24 protein-coding genes are annotated in these 23,028 nt (G+C 47.2%); 7 read left to right on the forward strand and 17 right to left on the reverse strand.

Annotation, left to right across the window (positions count from 1 at the left end):
* Nucleotides 1-27 precede the first annotated feature (27 nt).
* From CYJ37_RS17915 to asnB, 4 genes are all read right to left on the reverse strand, one after another.
* A complete protein-coding gene (locus tag CYJ37_RS17915) occupies nt 28-864 on the reverse strand; it encodes a phytoene/squalene synthase family protein (protein WP_101550894.1) in 837 nt (278 codons plus the stop codon).
* Complete coding sequence (locus tag CYJ37_RS17920) at nt 857-2,326, reverse strand: phytoene desaturase family protein (RefSeq protein WP_094768265.1); 1,470 nt, start codon at nt 2,324-2,326, stop codon at nt 857-859. The genes CYJ37_RS17915 and CYJ37_RS17920 overlap by 8 nt, the downstream gene beginning before the upstream one ends.
* Nucleotides 2,323-3,855, reverse strand: coding sequence for a phytoene desaturase family protein (locus tag CYJ37_RS17925; RefSeq protein ID WP_101550896.1), 1,533 nt, complete (start codon nt 3,853-3,855; stop codon nt 2,323-2,325). The genes CYJ37_RS17920 and CYJ37_RS17925 overlap by 4 nt, the downstream gene beginning before the upstream one ends.
* Nucleotides 3,856-3,995: 140 nt before the next feature.
* Nucleotides 3,996-5,843: an asparagine synthase (glutamine-hydrolyzing) gene (gene asnB / locus CYJ37_RS17935; protein ID WP_101550898.1), complete on the reverse strand. Its 1,848-nt coding sequence runs from the start codon at nt 5,841-5,843 to the stop codon at nt 3,996-3,998.
* Nucleotides 5,844-6,298: 455 nt separating this feature from the next.
* Between asnB and CYJ37_RS17940 the strand changes: the two genes are divergently transcribed.
* Complete coding sequence (locus tag CYJ37_RS17940; RefSeq protein WP_022543597.1) at nt 6,299-6,865, forward strand: DUF2777 domain-containing protein; 567 nt, start codon at nt 6,299-6,301, stop codon at nt 6,863-6,865.
* Nucleotides 6,866-6,916: 51 nt separating this feature from the next.
* Here CYJ37_RS17940 and CYJ37_RS17945 read toward each other — a convergent pair whose 3' ends face one another.
* The 12 genes from CYJ37_RS17945 to CYJ37_RS17995 form a co-directional block, all read right to left on the reverse strand.
* A complete protein-coding gene (locus CYJ37_RS17945; RefSeq protein ID WP_101550900.1) occupies nt 6,917-8,011 on the reverse strand; it encodes an ABC transporter permease in 1,095 nt (364 codons plus the stop codon).
* Entirely contained in the window at nt 8,008-9,270 is a 1,263-nt protein-coding gene (locus CYJ37_RS17950; protein ID WP_101550903.1) for an ABC transporter permease, read from the reverse strand. Before CYJ37_RS17950 ends, CYJ37_RS17945 begins: the two co-directional genes overlap by 4 nt.
* An 11-nt stretch (nt 9,271-9,281) precedes the next feature.
* Nucleotides 9,282-10,214 carry an ABC transporter ATP-binding protein gene (locus tag CYJ37_RS17955; RefSeq protein ID WP_009794033.1) on the reverse strand — a complete coding sequence of 311 codons (933 nt, stop codon included), beginning with the start codon at nt 10,212-10,214 and terminating at the stop codon, nt 9,282-9,284.
* A 247-nt stretch (nt 10,215-10,461) separates the two neighbouring features.
* Nucleotides 10,462-11,094, reverse strand: a complete 633-nt coding sequence (locus CYJ37_RS17960; RefSeq protein ID WP_101550905.1) for a response regulator transcription factor — start codon at nt 11,092-11,094, stop codon at nt 10,462-10,464.
* The gene (locus CYJ37_RS17965) at nt 11,091-12,197 is read right to left on the reverse strand and encodes a sensor histidine kinase (protein ID WP_101550906.1); all 1,107 of its coding nucleotides are present in this window, start codon (nt 12,195-12,197) and stop codon (nt 11,091-11,093) included. Before CYJ37_RS17965 ends, CYJ37_RS17960 begins: the two co-directional genes overlap by 4 nt.
* Nucleotides 12,198-12,270: 73 nt before the next feature.
* Nucleotides 12,271-12,447 (reverse strand): hypothetical protein, encoded by a 177-nt coding sequence (locus CYJ37_RS27360; protein ID WP_009794030.1) that lies wholly within the window; start codon nt 12,445-12,447, stop codon nt 12,271-12,273.
* A 38-nt stretch (nt 12,448-12,485) separates the two neighbouring features.
* On the reverse strand, nt 12,486-15,410 hold the full coding sequence (locus CYJ37_RS17970; protein WP_101550909.1) for a bifunctional diguanylate cyclase/phosphodiesterase: 2,925 nt from the start codon (nt 15,408-15,410) through the stop codon (nt 12,486-12,488).
* Nucleotides 15,411-15,616: 206 nt separating this feature from the next.
* Nucleotides 15,617-15,976, reverse strand: a complete 360-nt coding sequence (locus CYJ37_RS17975) for a YisL family protein (RefSeq protein WP_009794028.1) — start codon at nt 15,974-15,976, stop codon at nt 15,617-15,619.
* A gap of 133 nt (nt 15,977-16,109) precedes the next feature.
* The gene (locus CYJ37_RS17980; RefSeq protein ID WP_101550911.1) at nt 16,110-17,018 is read right to left on the reverse strand and encodes a fumarylacetoacetate hydrolase family protein; all 909 of its coding nucleotides are present in this window, start codon (nt 17,016-17,018) and stop codon (nt 16,110-16,112) included.
* A gap of 113 nt (nt 17,019-17,131) precedes the next feature.
* Complete coding sequence (locus CYJ37_RS17985; RefSeq protein ID WP_009794026.1) at nt 17,132-17,641, reverse strand: DNA topology modulation protein; 510 nt, start codon at nt 17,639-17,641, stop codon at nt 17,132-17,134.
* Nucleotides 17,638-18,825, reverse strand: coding sequence for a DUF418 domain-containing protein (locus CYJ37_RS17990; protein ID WP_101550912.1), 1,188 nt, complete (start codon nt 18,823-18,825; stop codon nt 17,638-17,640). Before CYJ37_RS17990 ends, CYJ37_RS17985 begins: the two co-directional genes overlap by 4 nt.
* A 130-nt stretch (nt 18,826-18,955) precedes the next feature.
* Nucleotides 18,956-20,548, reverse strand: a complete 1,593-nt coding sequence (locus CYJ37_RS17995; protein ID WP_094768276.1) for a long-chain-fatty-acid--CoA ligase — start codon at nt 20,546-20,548, stop codon at nt 18,956-18,958.
* A 163-nt stretch (nt 20,549-20,711) separates the two neighbouring features.
* Here CYJ37_RS17995 and CYJ37_RS18000 point away from each other — a divergent pair, with 163 nt between their 5' ends.
* From CYJ37_RS18000 to CYJ37_RS18025, 6 genes are read left to right on the forward strand one after another with little or no spacing between them, the layout of a single operon-like run.
* Entirely contained in the window at nt 20,712-20,933 is a 222-nt protein-coding gene (locus CYJ37_RS18000; RefSeq protein WP_009794022.1) for a spore germination protein, read from the forward strand.
* Nucleotides 20,934-20,947: 14 nt separating this feature from the next.
* Nucleotides 20,948-21,178, forward strand: a complete 231-nt coding sequence (locus CYJ37_RS18005) for a spore germination protein GerPB (RefSeq protein ID WP_009794021.1) — start codon at nt 20,948-20,950, stop codon at nt 21,176-21,178.
* A 36-nt stretch (nt 21,179-21,214) separates the two neighbouring features.
* Nucleotides 21,215-21,832: a spore germination protein GerPC gene (locus CYJ37_RS18010; protein WP_022543592.1), complete on the forward strand. Its 618-nt coding sequence runs from the start codon at nt 21,215-21,217 to the stop codon at nt 21,830-21,832.
* Nucleotides 21,829-22,005 carry a hypothetical protein gene (locus tag CYJ37_RS18015; protein ID WP_009794019.1) on the forward strand — a complete coding sequence of 59 codons (177 nt, stop codon included), beginning with the start codon at nt 21,829-21,831 and terminating at the stop codon, nt 22,003-22,005. The genes CYJ37_RS18010 and CYJ37_RS18015 overlap by 4 nt, the downstream gene beginning before the upstream one ends.
* 4 nt (nt 22,006-22,009) lie before the next feature.
* Nucleotides 22,010-22,387 (forward strand): spore germination protein GerPE, encoded by a 378-nt coding sequence (locus CYJ37_RS18020; RefSeq protein ID WP_009794018.1) that lies wholly within the window; start codon nt 22,010-22,012, stop codon nt 22,385-22,387.
* A gap of 44 nt (nt 22,388-22,431) precedes the next feature.
* Nucleotides 22,432-22,650: a spore germination protein gene (locus CYJ37_RS18025; protein WP_009794017.1), complete on the forward strand. Its 219-nt coding sequence runs from the start codon at nt 22,432-22,434 to the stop codon at nt 22,648-22,650.
* 44 nt (nt 22,651-22,694) lie between these two features.
* Here the strand turns inward: CYJ37_RS18025 and CYJ37_RS18030 are convergent, their stop codons facing one another.
* Entirely contained in the window at nt 22,695-22,997 is a 303-nt protein-coding gene (locus CYJ37_RS18030; protein WP_009794016.1) for an HNH endonuclease, read from the reverse strand.
* Nucleotides 22,998-23,028 lie beyond the last annotated feature (31 nt).

A 23,028-nucleotide genomic window follows, 5' to 3' on the forward strand; every position in this document is an offset into this window, starting at 1 on the left:
CAAGGCCTGGCGGCAGCCAGGCCTTTCTTATATTGTAGCGAGGAGCCTTGCTTTTTCTTCCTTCGTCACATAATTTCTTGCTCCAAATGAGTTATATCCGTTCTTCCGGATTTTATTAAGGATGGCCCTGTAAAGGACGGCAGCACCCTTGACTGGCGTCCTGGAAGAAGGAGGATACAAGTGGATCGTTTCCAGCGCTTCTTCATAATATTGCTCGGCGATTTTCGCCAGCTCCTCGAACAGACCGAAAAAAGCGGCATTCAGCTGGCCTGACTGCAGTTCTTCCTCCTTATATCCGTGCTTCTCCATCAATGCTGCAGGAAGATAAACCCGATCTCTTTTGAGGTCTTCTCCAATATCGCGAAGTATATTGGTAATCTGCATAGCCTGCCCCAGCTTAATGGCGCCATGCTTCAGCTGTCCCGCATTTTCAGGCGCAAGGACAGGAAGCAGCATCAGGCCGACCGTACTCGCCACATGATAGGAATAGTGAAGAAGTTCATCGACAGTATAATATCTTGATTTGTATAAATCCATCTTCTGACCTTCAATCATTTCAAAGAAAGGAGTGCTGTCCATGTCAAAGCTGACAAACACATCTCTGAGCGCCGTCCACAGCATAACATCTTGATGGGGCAGCCCGCCTTCGAGGAATACGGCAAATTCTTTTTCAAAAGCAGCCACCTCTTCCTCTGGACACGATCCTTCATCCACAATATCATCAACCCTGCGGCAAAAAGCATAAATGGCCCAGACAGCCCTTTTTTTCTCAGGCGGCAGGAAAGAAAAAGCCCGGTGAAATGTGGCTGAATTCTTTTTAATGACCTCTTCACAATATTGATAGGCCGCTGCAGCTTTATCCAACGATCGACACTCCTTCCGTTTGTGAATTCTTCTTATGCTCATGCTTTATATGGTCAGCCAGCATTTTTGCTCCCTGGAGGACAATAGGAATCCCCCCGCCAGGATGGACGCTCGCACCGACCGCATAAATATTCTTTTCCTTGAAAGGCTTCAGCTGAGGGCGGAAGATACCTGACTGGAACAGGGAAGGAGCTATCCCAAAGCTTCCTCCTCCATACAGTCCCTCGCGGAGAGCATCCTCAGGAGTCCTGATCTTCATCCATTCTATATGTTCCCGCAGACCGGGGAAGCTATCCTTTTCAATCCGGCTGATGATCCTGTCAACATACTCATCCTTGCTGCTCCAGTCGATATGTTCTCCTGATGGAGCGGGTATGAGTACATAAAGGACGCTTTTCCCTTCAGGGGCAAGGGAATCATCGATCGCTGAAGGATAGAATGTATAATAAGAGGGATCATCCGGAAGCTGCTGCTGTTTGAAGATCTCCTCCATGCTTTTATTGAAATCACGGCCGATGAAAAACTGGTGGACCATCGCTTCTTCATAAACCTTCCCGATCCCGAAATATAGAAGCAGGCAGCCGGAGGAGGCTTTATAATTCTTCCTGCGGTCCAGCAGCTCTTTTTCCGCTACAGGAAAATCTCCGTTGAGGATAAAGGAGTCGTATTTTTCTTCCTGTCCATTGACGATGGCTCCCTTGGCCTCCCTGCCATCAGTGAGCAGCTTTTCAACACGGCTCCCAAGGCGGATTTCTATTCCCTTCTTCTTAAGCAGTTCTTCAAGCTTTCCAATCAGGCTGGCATAACCCCCTTTCACATAAAAAATGCCATGCTTGTGCTCACTATAAGACACAAGACTGTAGATGGCAGGGGTGCTCAGCGGATTGCCCCCGATATATAAAGTCTGCAGGGCATAGGCAATCCTCAGTCTTTCATCCTTGAAATAAGATGAAAGCTGTTTATCGACACTTTTGTGGGCGTTCATTCTCGCTAAAGAGGAAAGTGTCTCTTTATTCCAGAAGTCTCCCTTCTCCAAAAAAGGGCGTTCAAGAAACTGAGGCCTGCCCGTATGGAAACGATAGTCCATATCCTTCATAAACCTTTGAAACCCCGCGAGGCTTTCAGGGAATTTCCGGCTTATTTCCCGTTCCTGCTCGCCTATGTCAGCATGCTTGGTATAATCGGTTCCGTCCGGAAAAGTAATTTTATAGAGCGGATCCAGCCTTATCATTTCATACTGATCCCTCCCAAGCCCTGCTTCTGCCAGGATACTTTCAATCATATCAGGAAGCAGGACGATTGTTGGCCCCTGATCGATCCGGAAGCCGTCTTCCTCCATAAATGCAAGCCTTCCTCCAAGCTTATTTTCCTTTTCTAAGATGACGACTTCATGGCCATCGTCTGCCAGCAGCAGTGCAGATGTCATACCGCCGATCCCTCCGCCGATAACCGCCGTTTTCATAATGCTTCCTCCAGTCCCGGCAAGCTGCGGCCATCTTGTTCCGGCAATTCCAGCCCGTCTTTTTCCAGTATCATTTTTGCCGTAATCCTCGCCGACTCCAATATGGTCGGCAGCCCGCTGCCAGGGTGGGTCCCTCCGCCGACCAGCCATGTATTCCCCGCTTCCTCAAATCGGTTATGCGGCCTCAGCACCATCATTTGTGAAAGCTGATGCCCAAGATTAAAGGTCGCGCCTTTATAGACATGCAGATCTTCTTCCCAATTTTTAGGACTGATGATTTTTTCAAATTCTATATGATCCCTTAAGCCTTTAAAGCCGGTCTTCCTTTCTACAATATCCAGAACAAGATTCCTGAACTCTTCCTGCCTGCTGTCCCATTCAACGCCGCTGAAGTTATTCGGAACAGGTGCAAGGATATAAAGTGCTGATTTCCCTTCCGGCGCCAGTGTCGGATCTGTGGCAGATGGATTCTGGATATAGATGGAAGGGTCTCCGGACAAGCTGAGTGTTTTCGTAATTTCTTCTACATTCCTTTTGTAATCCCCGGCAAAGCAGATGGTGTGGTGCGGGAGGTCATACTGCTTATCGAGCCCAAGGTAAATCATGAACGTTGAACAGGAATATTTCTTTTTTTCGAGTTTGCGGGTTTTATATTTTTTCAGACTTCCCTCATTCAGGATCGTGCTCATCGCTTTGGCAAAATCGGCATTGATGATGACTTCATCAGCAGGTACCTTCTCACCTGATTCCAGGATGATGCCCCTGCTGTCACGGCCTTCCATCCAAAGGCTCTTCACGCCCTTGCCGAGATGGATCCTGCCCCCGTGCTCCATGGTGACTTTTGCCATCGCTTCGGCCAGCTGGTTCAAGCCTCCGATCGGATGGTAGATCCCATACTCATGCTCCATAAAGGAAAGGATCGAAAAAGCGCCAGGGCATTCCCAAGGAGACATCCCGAGATATTTAGATTGGAAAGTAAAGGCGAGCCGAAGCGTTTCACTGTCAAAATAACGGGAAAGCACATCATAAAGGCTCTTTCCAAGAGAAAGCTCAGGCAGCGCTTTAATGACCTTCCAGCTTAAATAATGCCGGTACCTGTCCATCCGTGATTGCAGGATGGGCATCAATGCTGACATTTTCCTCTCTGTATCTTCCATGAAACGGAGATAGCCGCTGCCGTTCCCTGGAAACTTTTCTTCTATTCTGCGGACCATTTCATTCCGGTCGCTTGTCATATGAATTCCAGTATCCTCAAAGACCAGTTCATACATCTCTTTTAATTCCTTAAGGTGCAGATAATCAGAGAGTCTTCGGCCGCTGGCTGCGAAAAGCTCTTCAGCAATATGGGGCATACTGAGAAAAGTAGGCCCGATGTCAAAAGTAAAACCGTTCTTCTTTATGCTCCCTGTCCTGCCCCCCAGATATGACTGCTTCTCATAGACATCCACCTCATATCCCCGGCTGGATAGGAGCATGGATGCAGTGAGCCCCCCGGGTCCGGCCCCGATGATTACGATTTTTTTAGCCATCTTCTGGCCTCCTTTTAAATTCCGATATTATACAATAGTTATACAAACATTATACAGAGATACTTTGAAACTGGCAATCTTTAAGGTATCAGGTCTCTTCGGATACAAAGAAAAGAACCTGCAAAAAGCAGGCTCCAGGGTCAATCAGCAATATTAATGTTGTATTCTTTAAACCATATTTCCATCTGGACAAGATGGGCAAGAAGCTGGGGCCCTGTCATCAGCTGGCCGAACCATGGCTCCTGGAAGGAATTCCCTTCTGTTTCGGTTATGTTCTTCAACTGTTCTTCATCAAAGAATTCATACAGGGCAGAGCTTCTGTCTGCCAGTATTTCGGAGAGCATGCCCTTTACAGCTTTCGTATACTCAGGATTATGGGTTTTCGGATACGGGCTCTTTTTGCGGTATAAAACCTCATCCGGAAGGATCCCTTCAAGAGCCTTGCGCAGGATTCCTTTTTCCCGGCCGCCGAGCATCTTCATCTCCCATGGGATATTCCATGCATATTCGACCAGCCTGTGGTCAGCAAACGGGACCCTTACCTCAAGGCTCGCTCCCATGCTCATCCTGTCTTTGCGGTCCAGCAGCGTCGTCATGAACCAGATCTTATTGAGGTAGAAAAGCTCCCTCCTTCTTGCCTCCTGAGCGGTTTCCCCTTCAAGCACAGGCGTCTCAGCAACGGTTTCCCTGTACTTGCTGTGCATATATTCTTCAAGCTGGAGCTTCTCCCTCCAATGCGGCTTCAGCAATTGCTGCCTTTCCCGGATCGAACGCATCCAAGGAAAGCCGCTGCGGTTCAAATCATCCTGGCGGTGAAACCAGGGATAGCCACCGAATATCTCATCAGCGCATTCACCTGAAAGACTTACGGTAAAATCCTGTTTGATTTTTTTACAGAACCACAGGAGAGAGGAATCGACATCAGCCATTCCCGGCAGATCCCTGACAAGGACAGCTTCCCTCAAATGTTCTGCCAGCTCGCATTGAGAGATAATGCTCGTGTGATGGATGGTCTGGAATTCTTCGGTCATCTTCCTGATAAAAGCTCCGTCAGAGTTAGGCTGGAATTCATTTGCCTTAAAGTGCTTATCATTATCTTCATAATCGATGGAATAGGTGTGCAGCGGCCCTTTTCCCTCTTCTTCATAGGCACGGGAAGCTACCGCAGTAATGGCACTCGAATCGACCCCGCCAGACAGGAAGGTGCATAACGGCACATCTGACACGAGCTGCCTTGTGACAGCATCTGTAAATAAATGCCTCACCTTTTCAGCTGTTTCCTCCAGATTGTCCGTATGCTCCGCACTTTTCACATTCCAATAGCGCCAGATTTTTTGCCCTTCCCTTGATAATGCCAGCGCATGGGCTGGCCTAAGCTCTTTTATTCCTCTAAAGACTCCGCTGCCAGGGGAACGGGACGGCCCGAGGCCGAATACTTCAGCCAGCCCTTCACGGTCAATCTCAGTACGCACTTCCGGATGGGCCAGGATCGCTTTAAGCTCAGAGCCAAAAATGATCCCCTTTGTAGTTTCTTTATAGAAAAGCGGTTTAACGCCCAGACGGTCTCTTGCAATAAACAGGCGATTTTCCTCCTCGTCCCATACGGCAAAGGCAAATATCCCATTCAAGTGCTCCAGGCAATTTTCTTTCCATTCTATATAAGCTGTCAGCAGAACTTCTGTATCAGAATGAGTGCTGAAAGAATATCCTTTTATAAGGAGTTCTTTTCGGATATCTTCTGTATTATAAAGCTCGCCATTATAGCAAATTGTATAAACGCTGCCTTTTGCCTGCCTGGACATCGGCTGTTTGCCGCCGGCAGGATCAACGACGGAGAGCCGTTTATGGCCAAATCCCGCATGGATACCGGTCCATATGTTTGTGTCATCCGGCCCGCGCTTTGCAAGTGTTTCCGCCATTTTCCCGACTGCTGCAGCCTCTTTTCGCAAATCTCTGCTAAAATCAATCCAGCCCGTTATCCCACACATTCTTCATCATCCTTTCGTCAGCGGAAATCAGGTAACATCCTTTTGCATGATGCCATTGTATGCAGGGCCTAGGAAATGGTTAATTGTCCCGTAAGGATGATTATTCAAAAATAATAATGTCAGAAAATCTGACCATCTTATTGATTTAGGCAGAGATACAGAACCGCTTTAGTAGAAAGTTAGGTTTGCCGCATTACGCTTGCCTCCTTTTTCATGAACTCCTATTATTATTTCTGCCCTTTGAGGGCTTCATGAACATTCTTAAGGATCCAATGTAAATATATAAACTATTCAAGTATACTGATTGGCTATTTTTTTACCTGTGATCTTAACATTCACCAGGACTCCTGCCAGTACGATAGTCAGCGATTTTCATTCTTTGGAAGAGCTTAAGGTTATAAATTCCTGACTTTATGTCTAAAAAGGATGTTGAAGGAATCATATGGAGGTACAAGATGAACAGACAGCAGCGAACCAAACTCTATGAGTTCCAAACCCGGGCATTCACGCTGGGCACAGTCGAATGCATCAACGAGCAGTGGGTTTTTTTCGATGAAGAAACAGAAGAAGCCTCAATATTGGATGAATTCCTCCATCAGGAAATAGAAGTATTGCGGTATAAGCGGTGGAAAAAAGGTGTCTTATTTGAAAATGGGCGAATCGGACTTGCGGATGAAGTGATTTCACTGAAAAACCAGGACAGCATCCGGATGAAAAAACACCTCACCTTCTCTCTCGAAAGATTGCTGGATGAAGTGAATGATGATGCCTTTTATCAATTTGTCACCACCTTGAATTCACTTCAATTCTCAATCTTCGACTGCATTTACTGCTATAACCACTTGAACTTCCTGAATGACAGCGAGCGGAAAAACGGAGTCAACTTCATTGTTTTTGATAACCAGGAATGTATCTGCAATGTCCAGCACCATTTCTGCTATTACGAAAAAAAGAGCGACCGGTTCGAATTCACACTCAACACAGGAAAAAGACTCGTTATTGAAAAGATTACTCCTTCTTAGAAATAAAGGCATGGATTTGAATAATCCATGCCTCTTCTATCTTCTCTTCCCTCATACATGTCTCTTCTCAATCAGCCTTATCCCAAGCCCCATGAGGATTACGCCCATCAATAGGAGAATCGCTACTGGATAAAGCATATCCAGGATTGAGTTGCCGGACACTACAGCTCCCTTCATCATCTCCATTCCATAAGTAATAGGTATGAAGCGCGAAATGCCGATAAGCAGCTCCGAGCTGACAATTTCAATCGGCCAGTACGCCCCCCCGAGCATAGCAAAGCTGACGCTGATCAAAGGAATGATGCTGTTGAACTGGCTCATTGTTTTTACGAGCCCCGTCAGGAAAATGGAAAGCGCGACAATGGAAAACAGATACGGAATCACAGCGATCAGCACCGTCCCGAACCTTCCATTAAAATCGATACCTGCACCGAATTTAAAGACAAGAAACACAAAAATTATTTGGATGTACCCAATTAAAAAGCTCCAAAGCAGATTCGCCATGTACATTTCCGCTTTAGACGTCGGTGATAAGATGAACCGGTCCCACAGTCCGGACTGCTTATCCCGAAGGATCTCGGCAACAGTAAAAGCCACCGTATAAATGGAAAAGAATAAAGTAAAGCCGAATAAAGACTGCAGCGGCTGGCTGTATTCAGCAGCATCTTTCTGATTGAAAGAGGATAGGCCAAGCTGAAAGGCCGGTTCTTTTTCCGCCTTCTGAAAGACCTTTTCAGCAGCTTCCGGATCGTCAGCAAGCTGGACAATCTGCTGTTCCTGCACTGATTTCATATAATAGCGTCCGATATACTGATTCAGCAGCTGCAGATTTTGCGAAGCCCCCGCATGGTAAATTACATAGGAATCCTGACCAAGCTCCAAGGCAGCCTCCGCGTTTCCTTCAGCCACTTTCTTCTTTGCCTCGTCTTCAGTCTGCAGGACGAACGAGAAAGTATCTCCATTGTTCAACTCTTCTATGATTTCCTCATTGCTTCCATCTGCCGAAGAATACATCGGAATCTCTATTTTCACAAATGCGGACTGCCCGGTAAGATAGGCAAACGCCATGCAGATGATCGTAGAGGCAATTAAAGCACCAGGATTCCTCAATGTCAGGAGGATCTTCCCCCATAGCATTCCAATCATGCCGCCTCCCCCTTTCTAGGCTGCAACAGCAGTGCAGCGAACAGCAGTATGGCAGAAAATACAGCAAGGGACCAGAGCTGTCCGGCCGTTTCTCCAAGCGGATAGCCCTGAAGGATTTTCATGTAAGCTGATATCCCCGCTCCCCCGGGCGAATAAGACCCAAGACTTTCAAAAATGCCGCCCAGCTGGGAAACAGGAAAAAAGCTCCCTCCCACAAAAGCAAATACAGGGACAAGAAAATTGCCAAACACCCGGCCGGCCCTTTCTGAACTGCTTCGATAGTTTACTGCAGAAAGCAGGCTGGCAAAACTTCCAATCATGATAGAAATGACGCCTGTAATGATCAGATAGTCCATGATATCAGGATAAGATACATCAAAAATGAGTGCCGACAGGCCGAAAAGAATATTCAGCTGCAAAAAACAAACGATGGCCGCAGCAGAAAAGATGCCTGAAAAGAAAATAGAATTGGGAACATCCGCAAGAAGAATCCTGTTGTAAAGATGTTCTTCCTTCTGGGTATAAGCAAAGCTGGCTGCCGTGGTTGCCACGTAGAAGACAAACATCATACTCATTCCAATGGCATAATAGCTGACAGAGCTGACATCCTTTACTTTGCTGACAGATTCAATTGCGCCAAGTTCATCGATGCCAGCCTCCTTGATATCAACAGCTGAAATCCCAAGCGTCTGGATTCCCTGCCCTAAGGAGATCTGCTCCTGGAAATTGGCCAGAAAATCACGTATTACCCCTGCCCTGAGTGCATCTGAATCATTCAGCTGCAATTCAAGCTCCGGAAGGTCACCTTCCTTCAACAGGCTGTGCCGGTAATAATCTGTGGTAAAGCCTGACGGAATCGTCAGCATCGCGCTGTATTCCTCCTGGCGCTCTGAATCCAGCTCCTCTGAAATATAATCCACGCCGATGCTCCGGCTGAATTCTTCATCGCCGAAAACTTCCTCAATCAATATGGCGGCAGGGTTGAACATTTCCACTGCATTTACAGCTTCTTCCTTCGCTTCATCGGGCATAGGGAAATTCTTTATCATGGCGGCTGCTTCTGCGGCACCAGCTTCATAATCATCCTGGACCCATACTGCAAGCTTGATATCAAGATCCGGGATTTCATCGCTGTTCAGCGCTCCGAGCGCATTCCCCAGGATGCAGATCAATACAAACGGCATCAGGAGAAGGATGATCAGTTCACGCGGCTTGCGCCAAAAAAGCAGGAGATCCTTTTTGATCATTTGAAAAAGCATATCCTTCCCCCCTAATCCCTGAGCTGCCGTCCGGTCAGATGCAGGAATACATCTTCAAGGGTAGGCAGTTCTATATTGACAGCTGTTACAATTGTGCCGGTTTGCTCAGCTGAACGGAATATATCCTTCAGCAGATGGACCTGTTTAGGAACGATGATGGTCGCAGTCTGCTCTTGTACAGACAGCTGCCTGATTGCGGCATGGTCCTCCAGCAGGCGGATGAATTCCCCTCTCATCAGGTCAACCTTTATATTGATTGCCTGTTCAGCAGAGAGGATGCTTTTTATTTCATCCTTTGTCCCGGAAGCGATGATTTCCCCATGGTCCATGATGTAGATCCTGTCGCACAGATATTCCACCTCTTCCATGTAATGGCTCGTATACAGGACAGTCATATTCTTTTCCCTGTTGAGCCGCTTTACAGTATCAAGAATATAATTCCTGGACTGGGGATCGATGCCTACGGTAGGTTCATCCATAATGACCAATTCTGGTTCATGCAGGAGCGCAGCACCGATATTCAGGCGCCGTTTCATGCCTCCTGAAAATGTTTTTACCAAATCCTTTTCCCGGTCCTCTAGGCCGATCATTTCCAGTACTTCTTCTGTTTTTTGTTTTAGCCTCTGTTTGGGCAAACGGTGGATCCTCCCAAAGAATTCAAGGTTCTCCCTTGCCGTCAGTTCATTATAAAGAGCAATTTCCTGCGGGACGACCCCGAGGATATTCCTTAGTCCGGACGGCTTCTGGAGGATGCTTTCATTTTTGACCCTTACATCCCCGCTCGTTGGCGATGTAAGGGATGAAATCATCGATATGGTTGTTGATTTGCCCGCCCCATTCGGGCCAAGGAGCCCTACAGTTTCTCCTTTTTCCAGATATAAATTCACGCCATTCACTGCGGTTTTATTCTTAAATTTCTTTATAAGCTCTACAGCCTCCAGCATTCCATCTCCCCCTTATTACCTTCAATATACAGCTTCAATGGAAAGCCGCACTACTGTCTTCCGTCATTAAAACCAGCCTCCCGATGTGACCTCCGTCACTTTTCAAGGAGATTTCCGATAAACAGGCATGGAAAAGGGGCTATCCCTATAGCCCCTGATTTTTTTCGCAATATATTGCAGAATGAGGCAAACTAGAGACTGGCCCGCCATCCCTGTCCATACTTGTTTTTAAAAACATCTGCCAATCTTAGAGAATATCATTCTTGACTGCAAAAATCGCAAGCTGTGTCCGGTCCCGCAGATCCAGCTTCTGCAGAATCTGGGTCAAATGATTTTTTACTGTTCCCACTGACAGATACAGCTCATTTGCTATTTCCTTATTAGTTTTTCCATGCCCGATTAGCCTGGCAATATCACGTTCCCTGGGAGTAAGCGGAACTTCTGCCTCTCCGTGGCATGAATGGTCCAGAAGCTTCGGCATAACTTTAGCCGCAACCTGTTCATGGATGCTGATGCCGCCTTCCAGGCAGCTCCTGATTGATTGCAGCAGGCGGGGTCCGTCAGAGGTTTTCAGCAAAAACCCATTTGTTCCCTCCCTTAAAGTCTGCAGTGCATAATCTTCGTCATTGAAAGTAGTCAAAATCAGTATCTTTACGGCTGGCCACCTTTTTTTGATCATCCTGGTCGCTTCTATGCCATTCATGACGGGCATTTGGATGTCCATCAGGATAATGTCTGCTCCATGGGATTCCATCTTTTCTATCGCTTCCTGGCCGTTTTCCGCTTCACCGGCTACAGAAAAGGCACCATCCTGTTCAATGATCATCCTCAGCCCCTGCCTGACAATCACTTGATCTTCAACTATTAATATCCTATTCAATTTTTATCCCCCTTTACAGGAATGGACCCCATGATGACAAACTGGCTGCCATCACAATAGATCTGGACAGTGCCTCCTGCCCCATGGACCCTTTCCCTGATGCTTTTAAGGCCAAAGCTTTCGTGAATGGGGCCTGGGCTATGAAAGACATTCCTGATTTCAAAGGATACCCCCCCAACAGGGGAGACACCCAGAATGACATCAACTTCTCTAGATTCGCTGTATTTAAGGCAGTTCGTCAAAGCCTCCTGAATGATCCGATATAAAGCTATGCTATGTATATTAGGAAGGACAAGGCTTAAGACCCCTTGCTTTGTTGTAAAACGGATCCGCAGGCTGCTTTCGCTCTCCAGCTTCCTCACCAGCTGGATGATGGCAGGGATTCCTTCAATCGCCTCTGATTTAAGGGCCCGTACTGCCCTCCTGGTTTCCTCCAGGCATTCCTCCACTGTATGCTTCATTCTGGCAATGCTGGTGTTATGCTCCTTAAGCAGCATGCTCTGCATTTCCATTCCCAGCGCTGTCAGCTTATGTCCGACAGAATCATGGATATCCCGTGCAATTCTTGTCCTTTCTTCTGCCCTTGCTGCCCCTTCATTCTTAAGAGCCACCCGTTTGGCCTTCCGGTATTCTTCAAGCACCTGATCATAAAGCTCCCTTAGCTCCTCAAGTCTGCAGCGCGCCGAATTCAGCCCGATGCAGGCGGCATATCCCACGCTCAGTGCGGCAATGGCCAGCGTGACCGCTATGACGGAAGGCCTGAGGAAAATCATGGTGAAGGCCGCCAGTAAGGCTGTTCCGCCCAGAAGGCTGTAAAAAGCGGCCGGCCGGATCGACTGGGCTGCTTCGTACAAGTAAAAAAGCGCGGCCAACAGCAGAAAAGGCCATGCAGACCTATCCAAGTAAATGGCAATCAGAGGGAGATTGAGCATCATCAAGGAATAAAGGATGAGCTTCCTTTCAGTGACTGCAAGCAGGAAATAAGCTGCGAAAGATAAGGAACAGCTGAAGAGATAAATGGGGCGGGCTGTGTTTTCAATGAAAAAGAACAGACCGGCCCAAATAGCCGCCATAATCAGGAATCGTATATAAAAAGGCATCATCCGGTCCTCCTTCAAACTCAAGTACTACAGCCTGGACGGCCGATCAGACAGCAGCACCACGTCCAAAAAGTTTTCAAAACCCGTCAGGATTTTTTCCGGCTGCTTCCTCATTTTCTCGCTTTTTTATAGCTTCGAGCACTTCTTTCTGGGACAAAACCGGATGGCTGCTATACTTTCCGAATGCCTGGACAGCATAAGTGATTACAATCAGCACAACAATAAGAATGATCAAGATCCATGCTCCTGACATACTTCTCCCCCCTATACGGATCCAGTTCTTTGAATAATCTAGGACAGATTCAAAGCAGCTTTTTTGCCAAGCTCTTCTTCAAACTGTTCAGCGCCAAGCGGCCTGTGTATAAAGAACCCCTGGGCAAAATGGCATTTCAAGTCCTTCAGCAGGCGCATTTGCTCTGCGGTCTCCACTCCCTCGGCAACCACCTTGACATGCAGGCCTAGCCCCATGGTGATGATTGCATTCACAATGGCAATATCAGGCGAGCCGGATCGAAGATTATCTATGAAAGATCGGTCAATCTTCAATGCATCTATAGGCAAATGCTTCAAATAGCTCAAAGAGGAATAGCCAGTCCCGAAATCGTCAATGGCGACCCTTATACCGTTCCTCTGAAGCTCCTGTATCACAAGGATGCTGTTCTCCATATTCCGGAGCATTGAGCTTTCTGTCAGCTCCAGCACCAGAAACTGCGGTTCAAGCATTGTTTCCTTCAATACCTGAAGGACTTTATGCACAAAACCCGGCTGCTGGAACTGATGTACAGAAACATTAACAGACACCGTTAAGCTCCCGAGCCCCTTATTATGCCATTCTTTCGTCTGTCTGCAGGCGGTCTGCAGCACCCAATGGCCTATTTCATTAATCAGCCCGGTTTCTTCAGCCAGCGGGATAAAATCACCCGGAGATACCAGTCCAAGCTTCGGATGATTCCAGCGGATCAGCGCCTCGCTCCCATATATGGCACCGGTTTCGAGATTGGTCAGGGGCTGATAGCAGAGAAAGAACTCTTTCTTCTGCAGGGCTTTTCTCAGATAGCTCTCCAGTTCCAGCTTAAGCAGCGTCTGCTCATTCATCTCCGTCGAATAGTATGTAAGCCTGTTTCCCCCCTGATGTTTTGAACGGTTCATGGCAATATCGGCATTTTTCATCAATGTTTCTTTTTCATGTCCATCACCGGGATAGAGGCTGGCACCTATGCTCCCGGTTATAAAGAATTCCTGCTCCCCGTAATAGACTGGGGAGGAAATTGCCTGCAGAATATGATTGGACAGCTTCGTGACCCGGGAGGAGTCCGCCTCCTTCGCAAGGATAAGCGTAAATTTATCTCCGCTGAACCGGCCGAAAAAGGATCCGGGAGGGAGGATTGCTTCAATCCTTCCGGCTATCTGCCTGAGTATCTGGTCGCCGGCATAATGTCCCAGGCTGTCATTAATCAGTTTAAAGCGGTCTATATCCATAAAAAGAACAGCAAGCGGGCGCTTCTTCTTCTTTGCCTTCTGCAGCAGATCATCAAGTTCTTCCATGAACTTCAGGCGGTTTGGCAGCCCTGTATCTTTATCATAATAAGCAAGCTGGGTCATTTCCTGTTCAATTCTCTTCTGCTCGGTGATATTCCTTCCGATGCAGTATATGCCTGCAGGCTCACCCTCCACAGTAATTGGGATATTCTTCAGTTCATAAAGATTCCTGGCCCCATTTTTTGATTGTATCTCGAGGTTATAATACTGCTCTTTACCATTCACTGTCCGGTAGAAATGCCTCCTGACCCTGGCCACATCCCGGCTGTCGATGAACCTGAGCGCCGGTTTCCCGATCACCTCTTTTTCATTGAACCCGAAGTTACGCTTAAAGGCTGGATTAATGCTTGTAAAATTGCCCTGCATATCTGTCGAATAGACAAAATCGGCGTTGTTGTCAAAAAGGGACCGGTAATATTGCTCCGAAACACTTAAACTATTATTCAGCATCTTTATATCATCCTTGGAAGCATGCATCAGATGGGTCAAAGCAGAGAGTGTACGGAAATGCTTCGGTTTGGCATATTGACCAAACCCTTTGCGGACCTTCGTCACATGCTGCACTCCTTCTCTGATGGAAAGGTATGTGAAGGCATGTCCCACCATCTTCGGAGGACCATCTTCCTTTGCGGCAATTTCTCCATATGTAAAAAGTCCTGATACAGGAGCAATTTCCTGTAACCACGACAGCTCCTTATGAGTAAAATCAAGAAGGAATCCTTTTCTTGCAAGGCATGCATAGACAAAAAAGGCTTCAGCAGGCTTCCTCGCCAAATTTCGCAGATCTTTAACAGATGCCTCGATAATTTCATCAATATTCTGATAAGCAAATGCAAGCTTTTGTCCTTCTTTTACAGGGCGATTTACTTCAACTGCCCCATTTTCCAAAACTTTTGTTATAAAAATGGAGGCCTTTTCTTCATCCCCCTCCAGCAGAAAGGGAAATTCAATCCCTGATGCCGGCAGGCCCCTGACGAGCTCTTCCCCAAGATATTGCTTCAGAATCTGCAGCGGTTTCTTATCATCAATGCTAAAAATCTGATTATGCCGGGCTTTTGTGACTTTAAAGCTTTTGCCGATTTCCTGCCACTTGTAATTGCTGCCCGCTTCAACGATAAGCCCTTCGTTCTGGAACACAGCCGCGGAGACTCCCCTCCCTGACGTTTCTCCGCCGGCAAAGACAACAGTTTCAGCCATATTCCTGTGATTCCCTGCCGCTCCTCCTGCAACTGCTATATCAGGACGGATATCATATACACCATCAAGGACTGCCTGCATATCAAGGTCAAATCCAGCCGAAAAGAGGATCAAGGCTTTGGCATCATATGAGGCAAGCGCCGAGGCAATGCTTTTGCCCATTTCAAATGGATTCCTGTAATCCCCGCTTTTAAACAGTCCTGTTTTCACCTGGGTTTCCTTGAATAATGAGAAAGTGATGACCGTCTCTCCTTCAAGCATTTTCCCATTGTATATCTCACCCGCAGAAGTACAGCCGATCATGGCTGCAGAAGGCAGATGTTCCTTCATTGTTTCCTGTATCTCATAAATATCCCTGCAGTCTTCTGCACCTGAGAATACCTGCACAAGGACATTAGGATATTCACCGATTGCGTTTTCCTGTATATATTGAATCAGCCTGCTTTTATGTATATATCTACAGCTTAAAGTTAATATCATGATCTCCACCACAATTATGTTATTTTATCTATATGATAAAAATACCATATTTACCGTTAGATAACATTGCTATTATAGAAATATTGTATGAATAGATGTTTTCGCAGCATGTTAGAAGAGGAGCCGGAAGAGGAAAATACGGCAGGAGCGGTCTATACAGACCCAAACAAAAAAACTGCCGGAGCAGTTTTTTTGTTCTGTGCTTTTTATGCAAAAGGATGGAATCCAAGCGGCAGCCTCAGTCCGAGGTAGATAACCAGAATGGCAGCCACAACGAACTGGACCCATAGGATGGAAGTTTTCTTTCCTTTTGTAGTGCGGATGATGATCATTTCAATCATGGCAATCACCCATAAGCCAAGAAGTGCCTTCAGTACATACAGAAGATCGATATTGATCCCCGAAGTCAGCATCCAAATGCCCGTACCGATGATCAGCAGGTAAAAGAGCCTTAAGATCATCTGAACGACCTTTACACCTTTTGCTTTGCCGCTGTTATGCATTCCAAGCGCTGCGAAAAATAAGACAAGTGCTACAACCCAGGTAAAAATATGAGCGTGTGTCATTCACCAGGCCTCCTATTAAAAATTCGTTTAAATCATACCATATCTGCATGGAAAAGCCTAAGATAAACACAGCGCTTTAAAGAGCCGGCCATGATTTTGTGACATTTGTGTTAAAAAAATCATATTTTCCAGCTTAACCCTCTATCCTGTTGCGGAGCGTCCCTATTTTTTCCACGGTAACTTCCATTACATCTCCGGGGTTGAGAAAGCGCGGAGGCTTGAATCCCTTCCCTACCCCTGCGGGTGTGCCAGTAGCAATGATATCTCCCGGCTCAAGGGTCATTCCCTTTGATAGCTCGGAAATGATGACCTCAATTGGAAAAATGAAGTTTTCCGTATTGGAGCTTTGCCTTACCTCCCCATTGATCTTTGTCTCAATATCCAGCTTGCCTGGGTTTTCAATGGCAGATTTATGGACAATCCATGGACCCATCGGACAGGTGGAATCAAGGCTTTTTCCAATAAAAAATTGCTTATGCTTTGCCTGAAGATCCCTGGCCGTTACATCATTGATGATCGTGTAGCCGAAAACATGGCTGAGGGCTTCTTCCTCACTGATGCCCCGCCCAGCCTTTCCGATCACAACAGCCAGCTCGCCTTCATAATCCAGCTGCTCCGTCACTCCCGCATGCGAAAGCACTTCCTCTTCCGGACCCGAAACAGATGTCGGCGCCTTTGTGAAAACCATGATATGCTCAGGTATGTCATCCTTGCTTCCCATTTCAATGGCATGCTCAGCATAGTTTTTCCCCACGCATAATATGTTTTTGACGGGCTTCGGAATTGGGGCCAGCAGCTTCACTGATTCGAGCGGAAGCAGAAGCTCCTTCCCTGCTTCATTGCCTTTGGCCCAATTCAGGAGCTCACTTGCATTATGTACAAATTCTTCCCCCATGGAGACTGCCTCCAGGAGCGACTCAGGGATTTCCTTGATCCCGCCCCTTCTTTCTTCCGCCTTAGCGAGGGGAAGAATCAGATCAGTCCCTTCTTCCAGGACCCCGATAAAAACACCTCTTCCATCTTCAGCAGTTGCAAATCTCAACGTCATCACCTCTATCTTTTTATATTTCTAGTATAATACAAATTTTCTGAAAGCGCCTTGATGGAAAACTGCGGACAGAAAGAGACCAGCAGGGCTTTCCTGCAGGCACATTCCTAAGGCCGGGTAAGACTGAGAAGGTATTCCTCTGTTTCCTCCGGACTATGGAATATATATACTTCCTTCCCTTTCGCAGCGGAAAGTTTGGCAAGGATGGCCGGTGCATTATCCTTCTTATAGCGGGCAATCCACTTTAAAAACTGCCAGTCGAGCTGTTCCGGGCATCCCTCTGCCATATCCGGCCTTGTGCGGCCATGATTCATGACTCTTCGTTTCAGGGCTCCATACAAACAGCGGACTGTAGAATAGTTCAGAAAGAAGATAGAATCAGATGCTTCCATCCTCATGTCCATTGTTCCTCCATAGTTTCCATCAAGGATCCATTGCTCCTTCCGCATCAAACCTTTCTGAATCCGGATCCATTCCTCCCGCTCCGTCGGCACCCAGCCCTCGTGCCAGAAAAGGGAATCCAGATGGATCACTTCAATACCGGTCATTTCCCCAAGCCTTTTAGCGAAGGTTGATTTACCTGCCCCCGCAGAGCCGATGATGATGGCCTTTCTCATTTGCTTCTCCTGATCGGCGGCACTGACAGATAGGTGGCGCTTCTCCAGAGCCATTCAAACGGACCGTACTTGAACCTGGTAAGCCATAGCCTGCTTAGAAGGATTTGGAACAGATAGATCCCAACTGCAAGCAGCGTGCCGCCAGCCATAGAAATATCTCCATAAAAACCGAGGCCATAGCCGTAAAAAATCAAAGTACAGACAATCGATTGAAATAGATAATTGCTCAATGACATCCTCCCTACCCAAGTGAGCGGCATCAGCAGACGGCTGCCTTTTTCCGTATCAGCCAGCAGCGCAATCATAATTGCATAGGAGGCAGCAAGGAGCGGGCCCCCGAACAAATCCTGGAAATACTCTGTTGCCAGGTTGTCAGGACCAATATAAGGCACCAGTTTGATCAACAGTCCTGCGGCAAAGAACACCGCAAACATAATGGCTGCCCTCTTTTGGAAGTTCGCCAGCTTTTCCAGCAGCTTCAGCTTTGCCGCTCCGGCTCCGATCAGAAAAAGAGGCATAATCGACAGGAGCAGGATGATGAATGAAACCTCATTATTTACCATATACCAATCTGTGATCCTCTGTGATGTGATTTCCGCAAATGTCCCGTCCTTGTATACTTCACTCGATGAGACTGCTGATTCCAGGTCATATAAAGAAGTTTCGCTGTCCGGGACAAACAGGACTGTCACCAGCATCAGCAGGCCCATAAGCAGATTGGGCAGGATATACAGCAGTATTCCCGTTATCAGAAGAGCCTTCCCGGACAACCGGAAGAATAATAGGGCTATCAGGCCGAATACCGCATAATTCACCAGTATATCTCCATGCCAGATGAGAAATGCGTGCAGAATGCCCGCTGCCAGAAGGACAAGGAATCTTCTTGACCCTATGGCCGCAAAGCTGTAGCCCCTGTCTATTGCCCTTTCCCTCAAAATGATCACCCCGTATCCGAACAAAAGGGAGAATAAAGGATAGAAGCTCGCTTGGGCAAAAATATCGATGAAAGCATATACTCCTTTATCAAGAGAGCTGTCCCACCATCGATGAGGATCCAGATACAAAAGCGGGGAGTGGAAGGACATCATGTTTACGAGGAAGATGCCAAGTATAGCAAAGCCCCTCATCATATCAAGTGAAGCAATCCGGTCTTTTTCTTGTACAGGCAATAATTTATCAGGCATACAAATCTCCTTTTCATAGTCTACCTATTAATAATAGATAGGCAGGCTAAGAAAGTCCACCAGGATTTGCCAAGCCAGCCTTTTTGCCATAAAAAAAGGCCACAGTCCGCGGCCCTTTCTCATGTTTGCTTTAGTTGACAAAACGCCCGCCTTTTCCGTCAGCCTTCCAGTATTCTTGACGGAGCCGGATTTTCTGTATTTTTCCGGATGCGGTCTTCGGAAGCTCCTTCACGAAGGTCACACCTGTTATAGCTTTAAAATGAGCCAGCCTTTCCCTGGTAAACAGGATGAAGTCTTCTGCGGCTATTTCTGCATCTTCCTTTTTCACAATGAAGGCATGCGGCGTTTCTCCCCATTTTTCATGAGGCACGGCAATGACAGCAGCCTCGAGTACAGCCGGATGGTCATAGAGCACCCCTTCCACCTCAATGGAAGAGATATTTTCCCCTCCGGAAATGATGATGTCCTTCTTTCGGTCTACAATATCTATATTGCCGTGAAGATCCACAGTGGCCATATCTCCTGTAAAAAGCCAGCCGCCGCGGATCGCTTCCATCGTCGCCTCTTCATTCTTCCAGTAGCCTTTCATGACTCCATTGCTTCTTGTGATCACTTCACCTATTTGCTTACCGTCATACCTGACAGCTTCTCCGTTCTCATCAACAACCTTCACTTCACAGCCAATCATGCTATAGCCGGCTTTTGCTTTCATTCGGTATTGTTCTTCCTCCGGCAGATTTGATAGATGGGACCGGATAGAAGAAATTGTGCTGAGCGGGGAAGATTCCGTCATTCCGTACACCTGGATGAATTCCCATCCCAATTCCCTTTCTGCCTTTGCAACAAATGCCGGCGGAGGTGCAGAACCGGCAATGACTACACGAACATCTCCTCCTGCCGGCAGCTTGCTGCTGCCATGATATTGCAGCAGCGAATTAAGAACCGTAGGCGCCATATGGAGGACTGTCCCATTGTGCTTCCTCAGAGCCTGGAAGATGGTTTCAGGATCTGCCTTCCTCAGGCATACCTGGGATGCGCCGTTTGCAGTGTAATAGAAAGGCGACCCCCAGCCGTTGACATGGAACATAGGGAGCACATGAACAAGGACGTCCTTGTCGGTTACCCTGAGATGGTGCATCGTGCTTAAAGCATGAAGATAGTTATTCCGATGGGTGAGCATGACTCCCTTTGGATTTCCGGTCGTTCCGCTTGTATACAGCAGGCTGCAGACGTCATTCTCATCCAGCTGCACCCGGGGAAACCGGCCCTCTTGCTGCTCTTTGAGCCAATCATCATATCCCACTTCTGCCGTTTGGTCATTTTTATAATGGACAATAATTTTTTCAACTGTCTGGAGCTGTTCCTTGACCGGCAGGATAAGATGATAAAGATCCTGATCGGCAAACAGGACCTTCGCCCCGCTGTGGTTCAGTATGTAAAGATAATCCTCCGGCTTCAATCTGATATTAAGCGGGACCATGATGCCGCCTGTCTGGAAAACACCATAAAACCCTTCCAACATCTCCACTGAATTCGGCGCAAGATAGGCAATCCTGTCGCCTTTTTCCACCCCAAGCCCCTTTAAGCCAAATGACAGCTTGTTCACCCGGCTGCCCAATTCTTGGTAGGTAAAGCTCCGTTCATCGGCAAAAATGGCTTCCTTATCAGCATACAGCGAAACGGCGCGGTCTAAGAATTGTGTGAGCAGCAATGGTACTTGCATAAGCAGCCTCCTTAAAAGTCTGAATTTACTGTCATTTTATCATATCTTACTTTTAATTACACAGCAGGATAGCTTCAGCACCATTATTTTGGGCTTTTTTATCACACTCCTGCCATAGGCACATACGATAGTACAGAAACCAATAGTCAAAGGATGTTTTAATATGCCGGCAATCGTAGGAGTCGCACAGGTAGTATCAATCGGAAGCAGTTCTGTCTTCCATATCGGGGATGTCTACAAAATCATGCCTCTTTCCAATGCCAAAACCTTTTCCGGCGCTGGCTCGTTCAATACCGGAGATGGTCTCAATGTCTATAACAGGCAGAGCACGACCAATACGTTTGACCAGGACGGGGTCGATCAGGGCAATTATTTCAATGCTTGACATAGGGTGATACTATGAATTTCTATATACAGCAAACAATACAGATTAACAACATTCGTATAGGCGGATTGACTAACTCATCAGTCTTCCAGATTGGAAGTGCAGGAATCATTAAGCCTGCTTCCTTTTTGTATAATACCGGGGGATTCTTGGAGCCTGCACCCCAGGCATCGTCTCCAGGGGGAACGCCAATCGAAGCGCCGGCAGTTCCCCTCACGCCGAGTGCCCCCGCTTATGCCAGGTAACGTCCAGGAAAACTATACAAGAAAAGGGGTGGCCGCTTGAATCAGGATTTTTACACGTATATGCAGAAACTCCATCAGTTTGTCCAGTATCAGGACAGCAGGATCAAAAAGCTGGAGAAATTGGCCGGCGAACTGCAGCAGCAGCTGATTGCACTCAAAGACCGCCCGCCGATACAGGTTGATACCATTGAATACAAATTCGACCAGCTGAAGGTTGAAACCTTGGAAGGGACACTGAATATCGGATTGAATCCGTCGGAGCTCCAGGGAATAGAAGACTTTGCCGTTAAAGGCAGCAATGTCTCTGTTCCGGCCAACCCGCAGGGGCAGATGCAAAGAATCGTGGAAATTGAGGAAGATATCGAAGCTTTCCTTGAGAAAGATCTGCCGCAAGTCTTTGCAGAAGCAGCCGCTGCTCTGGATATGGAGGCGGACTCTTCCTATCTTTCTTTCATAAAAGAAGATGTTAAAAAACAGCTGCCCAGCAGGGTTGATTACTATGTGAAGCAGGCTCAAAATAATCAGCAGATGGCAAGGAATCCCGAAGGCTGGTGGAAAGAGGCAGCTTCCCTGATAAAAGGGGAGATCCGCAACGGAGTGAAAGCCTTCCTTGGGAATCTGCCCGAAAATATGAAAGGGATGAAGAAAGAATGAACTTCGAGGTTTATAACAGAGACTTGAATGTAGGCAGCATCCGCGTACTCGGTGTATCAAGCTCCTCTCTGCTCATGGTCGGTGACACCCAGACCATCCAGCTTGCCTCAACCTTTGATACTCCGGCGGAATCCCTTATAATAGGACCCTTCGTGCCGCTGACTCCGGAGTGATGACATGCTTCAGAGAACAGCAATAGTCAATAAACTGAATGTGGATACCGTCTCTTTTTCCTCCATCTTGCAGGTGGGAGATTCTGAGTTTATACAGGCGTTTTCAAGAGCGCTTGCCGTACAGCGCCAAGCTGAGGTCTTTTTCGCAAATGAGGGAAGGTACAGTGATTATTCTATCTTTACAGAGCCCCTTCCCCTTCCAGCCCTTGAAGATCCCCTTCAAATGTATGTACATCAGGGCAAACCAGCCATTAAAGTGGATTCCATAGATATTATCGGTATATCAGCTTCATCACTGGTTCATATCGGAAACAGCGGCCATGTTTCTATGGAGTCGCGCGTCAAGCATATCCGCCAGCTCCTGCCTCTTCAGGAAACCTGACCGAAGGGGCGGAGAAGCAATGCCAGAAAAAAGGAAGTGGTACAATGCCTGCAATCATCGGACCTGTGCAGATTGTCAACGTTGGAGGGGGAATTGTGCAATTCGGGGATGCCCTGTACATCTCCCCAAAAAATAACTCCAAATCAACGAGCGGCCAGGGCGCCTTCAATACGGGCGGATTCATCATCACAAATAACGGCCTCAATGCCAGCAATGTACTTGACACCAATCTGATAGATCAGCCAAACGTCGGGAATAACTAAGGGCTTCCGTGCCTTCCGGCGTCATAACAGCAGCCTTTGCAATCTCAATTTTTTCTTGCATTCGATTTTTTAGCCTTCGTCAGCTTTGATGAAGGCTGTTTTTTAATCCACTTCAGATACTTGGCTATCTGGGGATCATCCTTCAAAAGTTCGATCGTATTCAGCCTCACTGCCAATTCAGAATTCGGGTATAAAGCATGGATCTGCTTATGACACGGAATGCATAGATTGGCCGTCGGCAGGAATGTTCCGCCGAACTCCTTCGGTGTTAGATGATGGACCGTCACTGCGACAGGCTTACGTCCGCAGAGCTCGCATATACCCTCTGCATGGCTTTTTTTCCCCATGTGGTCAGCTCCTTCCCCAACTTCATCTTAA

This window comes from Bacillus sp. UMB0728 (genome assembly GCF_002858875.1).
In the GTDB taxonomy this organism is placed as follows: domain Bacteria; phylum Bacillota; class Bacilli; order Bacillales; family Cytobacillaceae; genus Bacillus_AB; species Bacillus_AB infantis.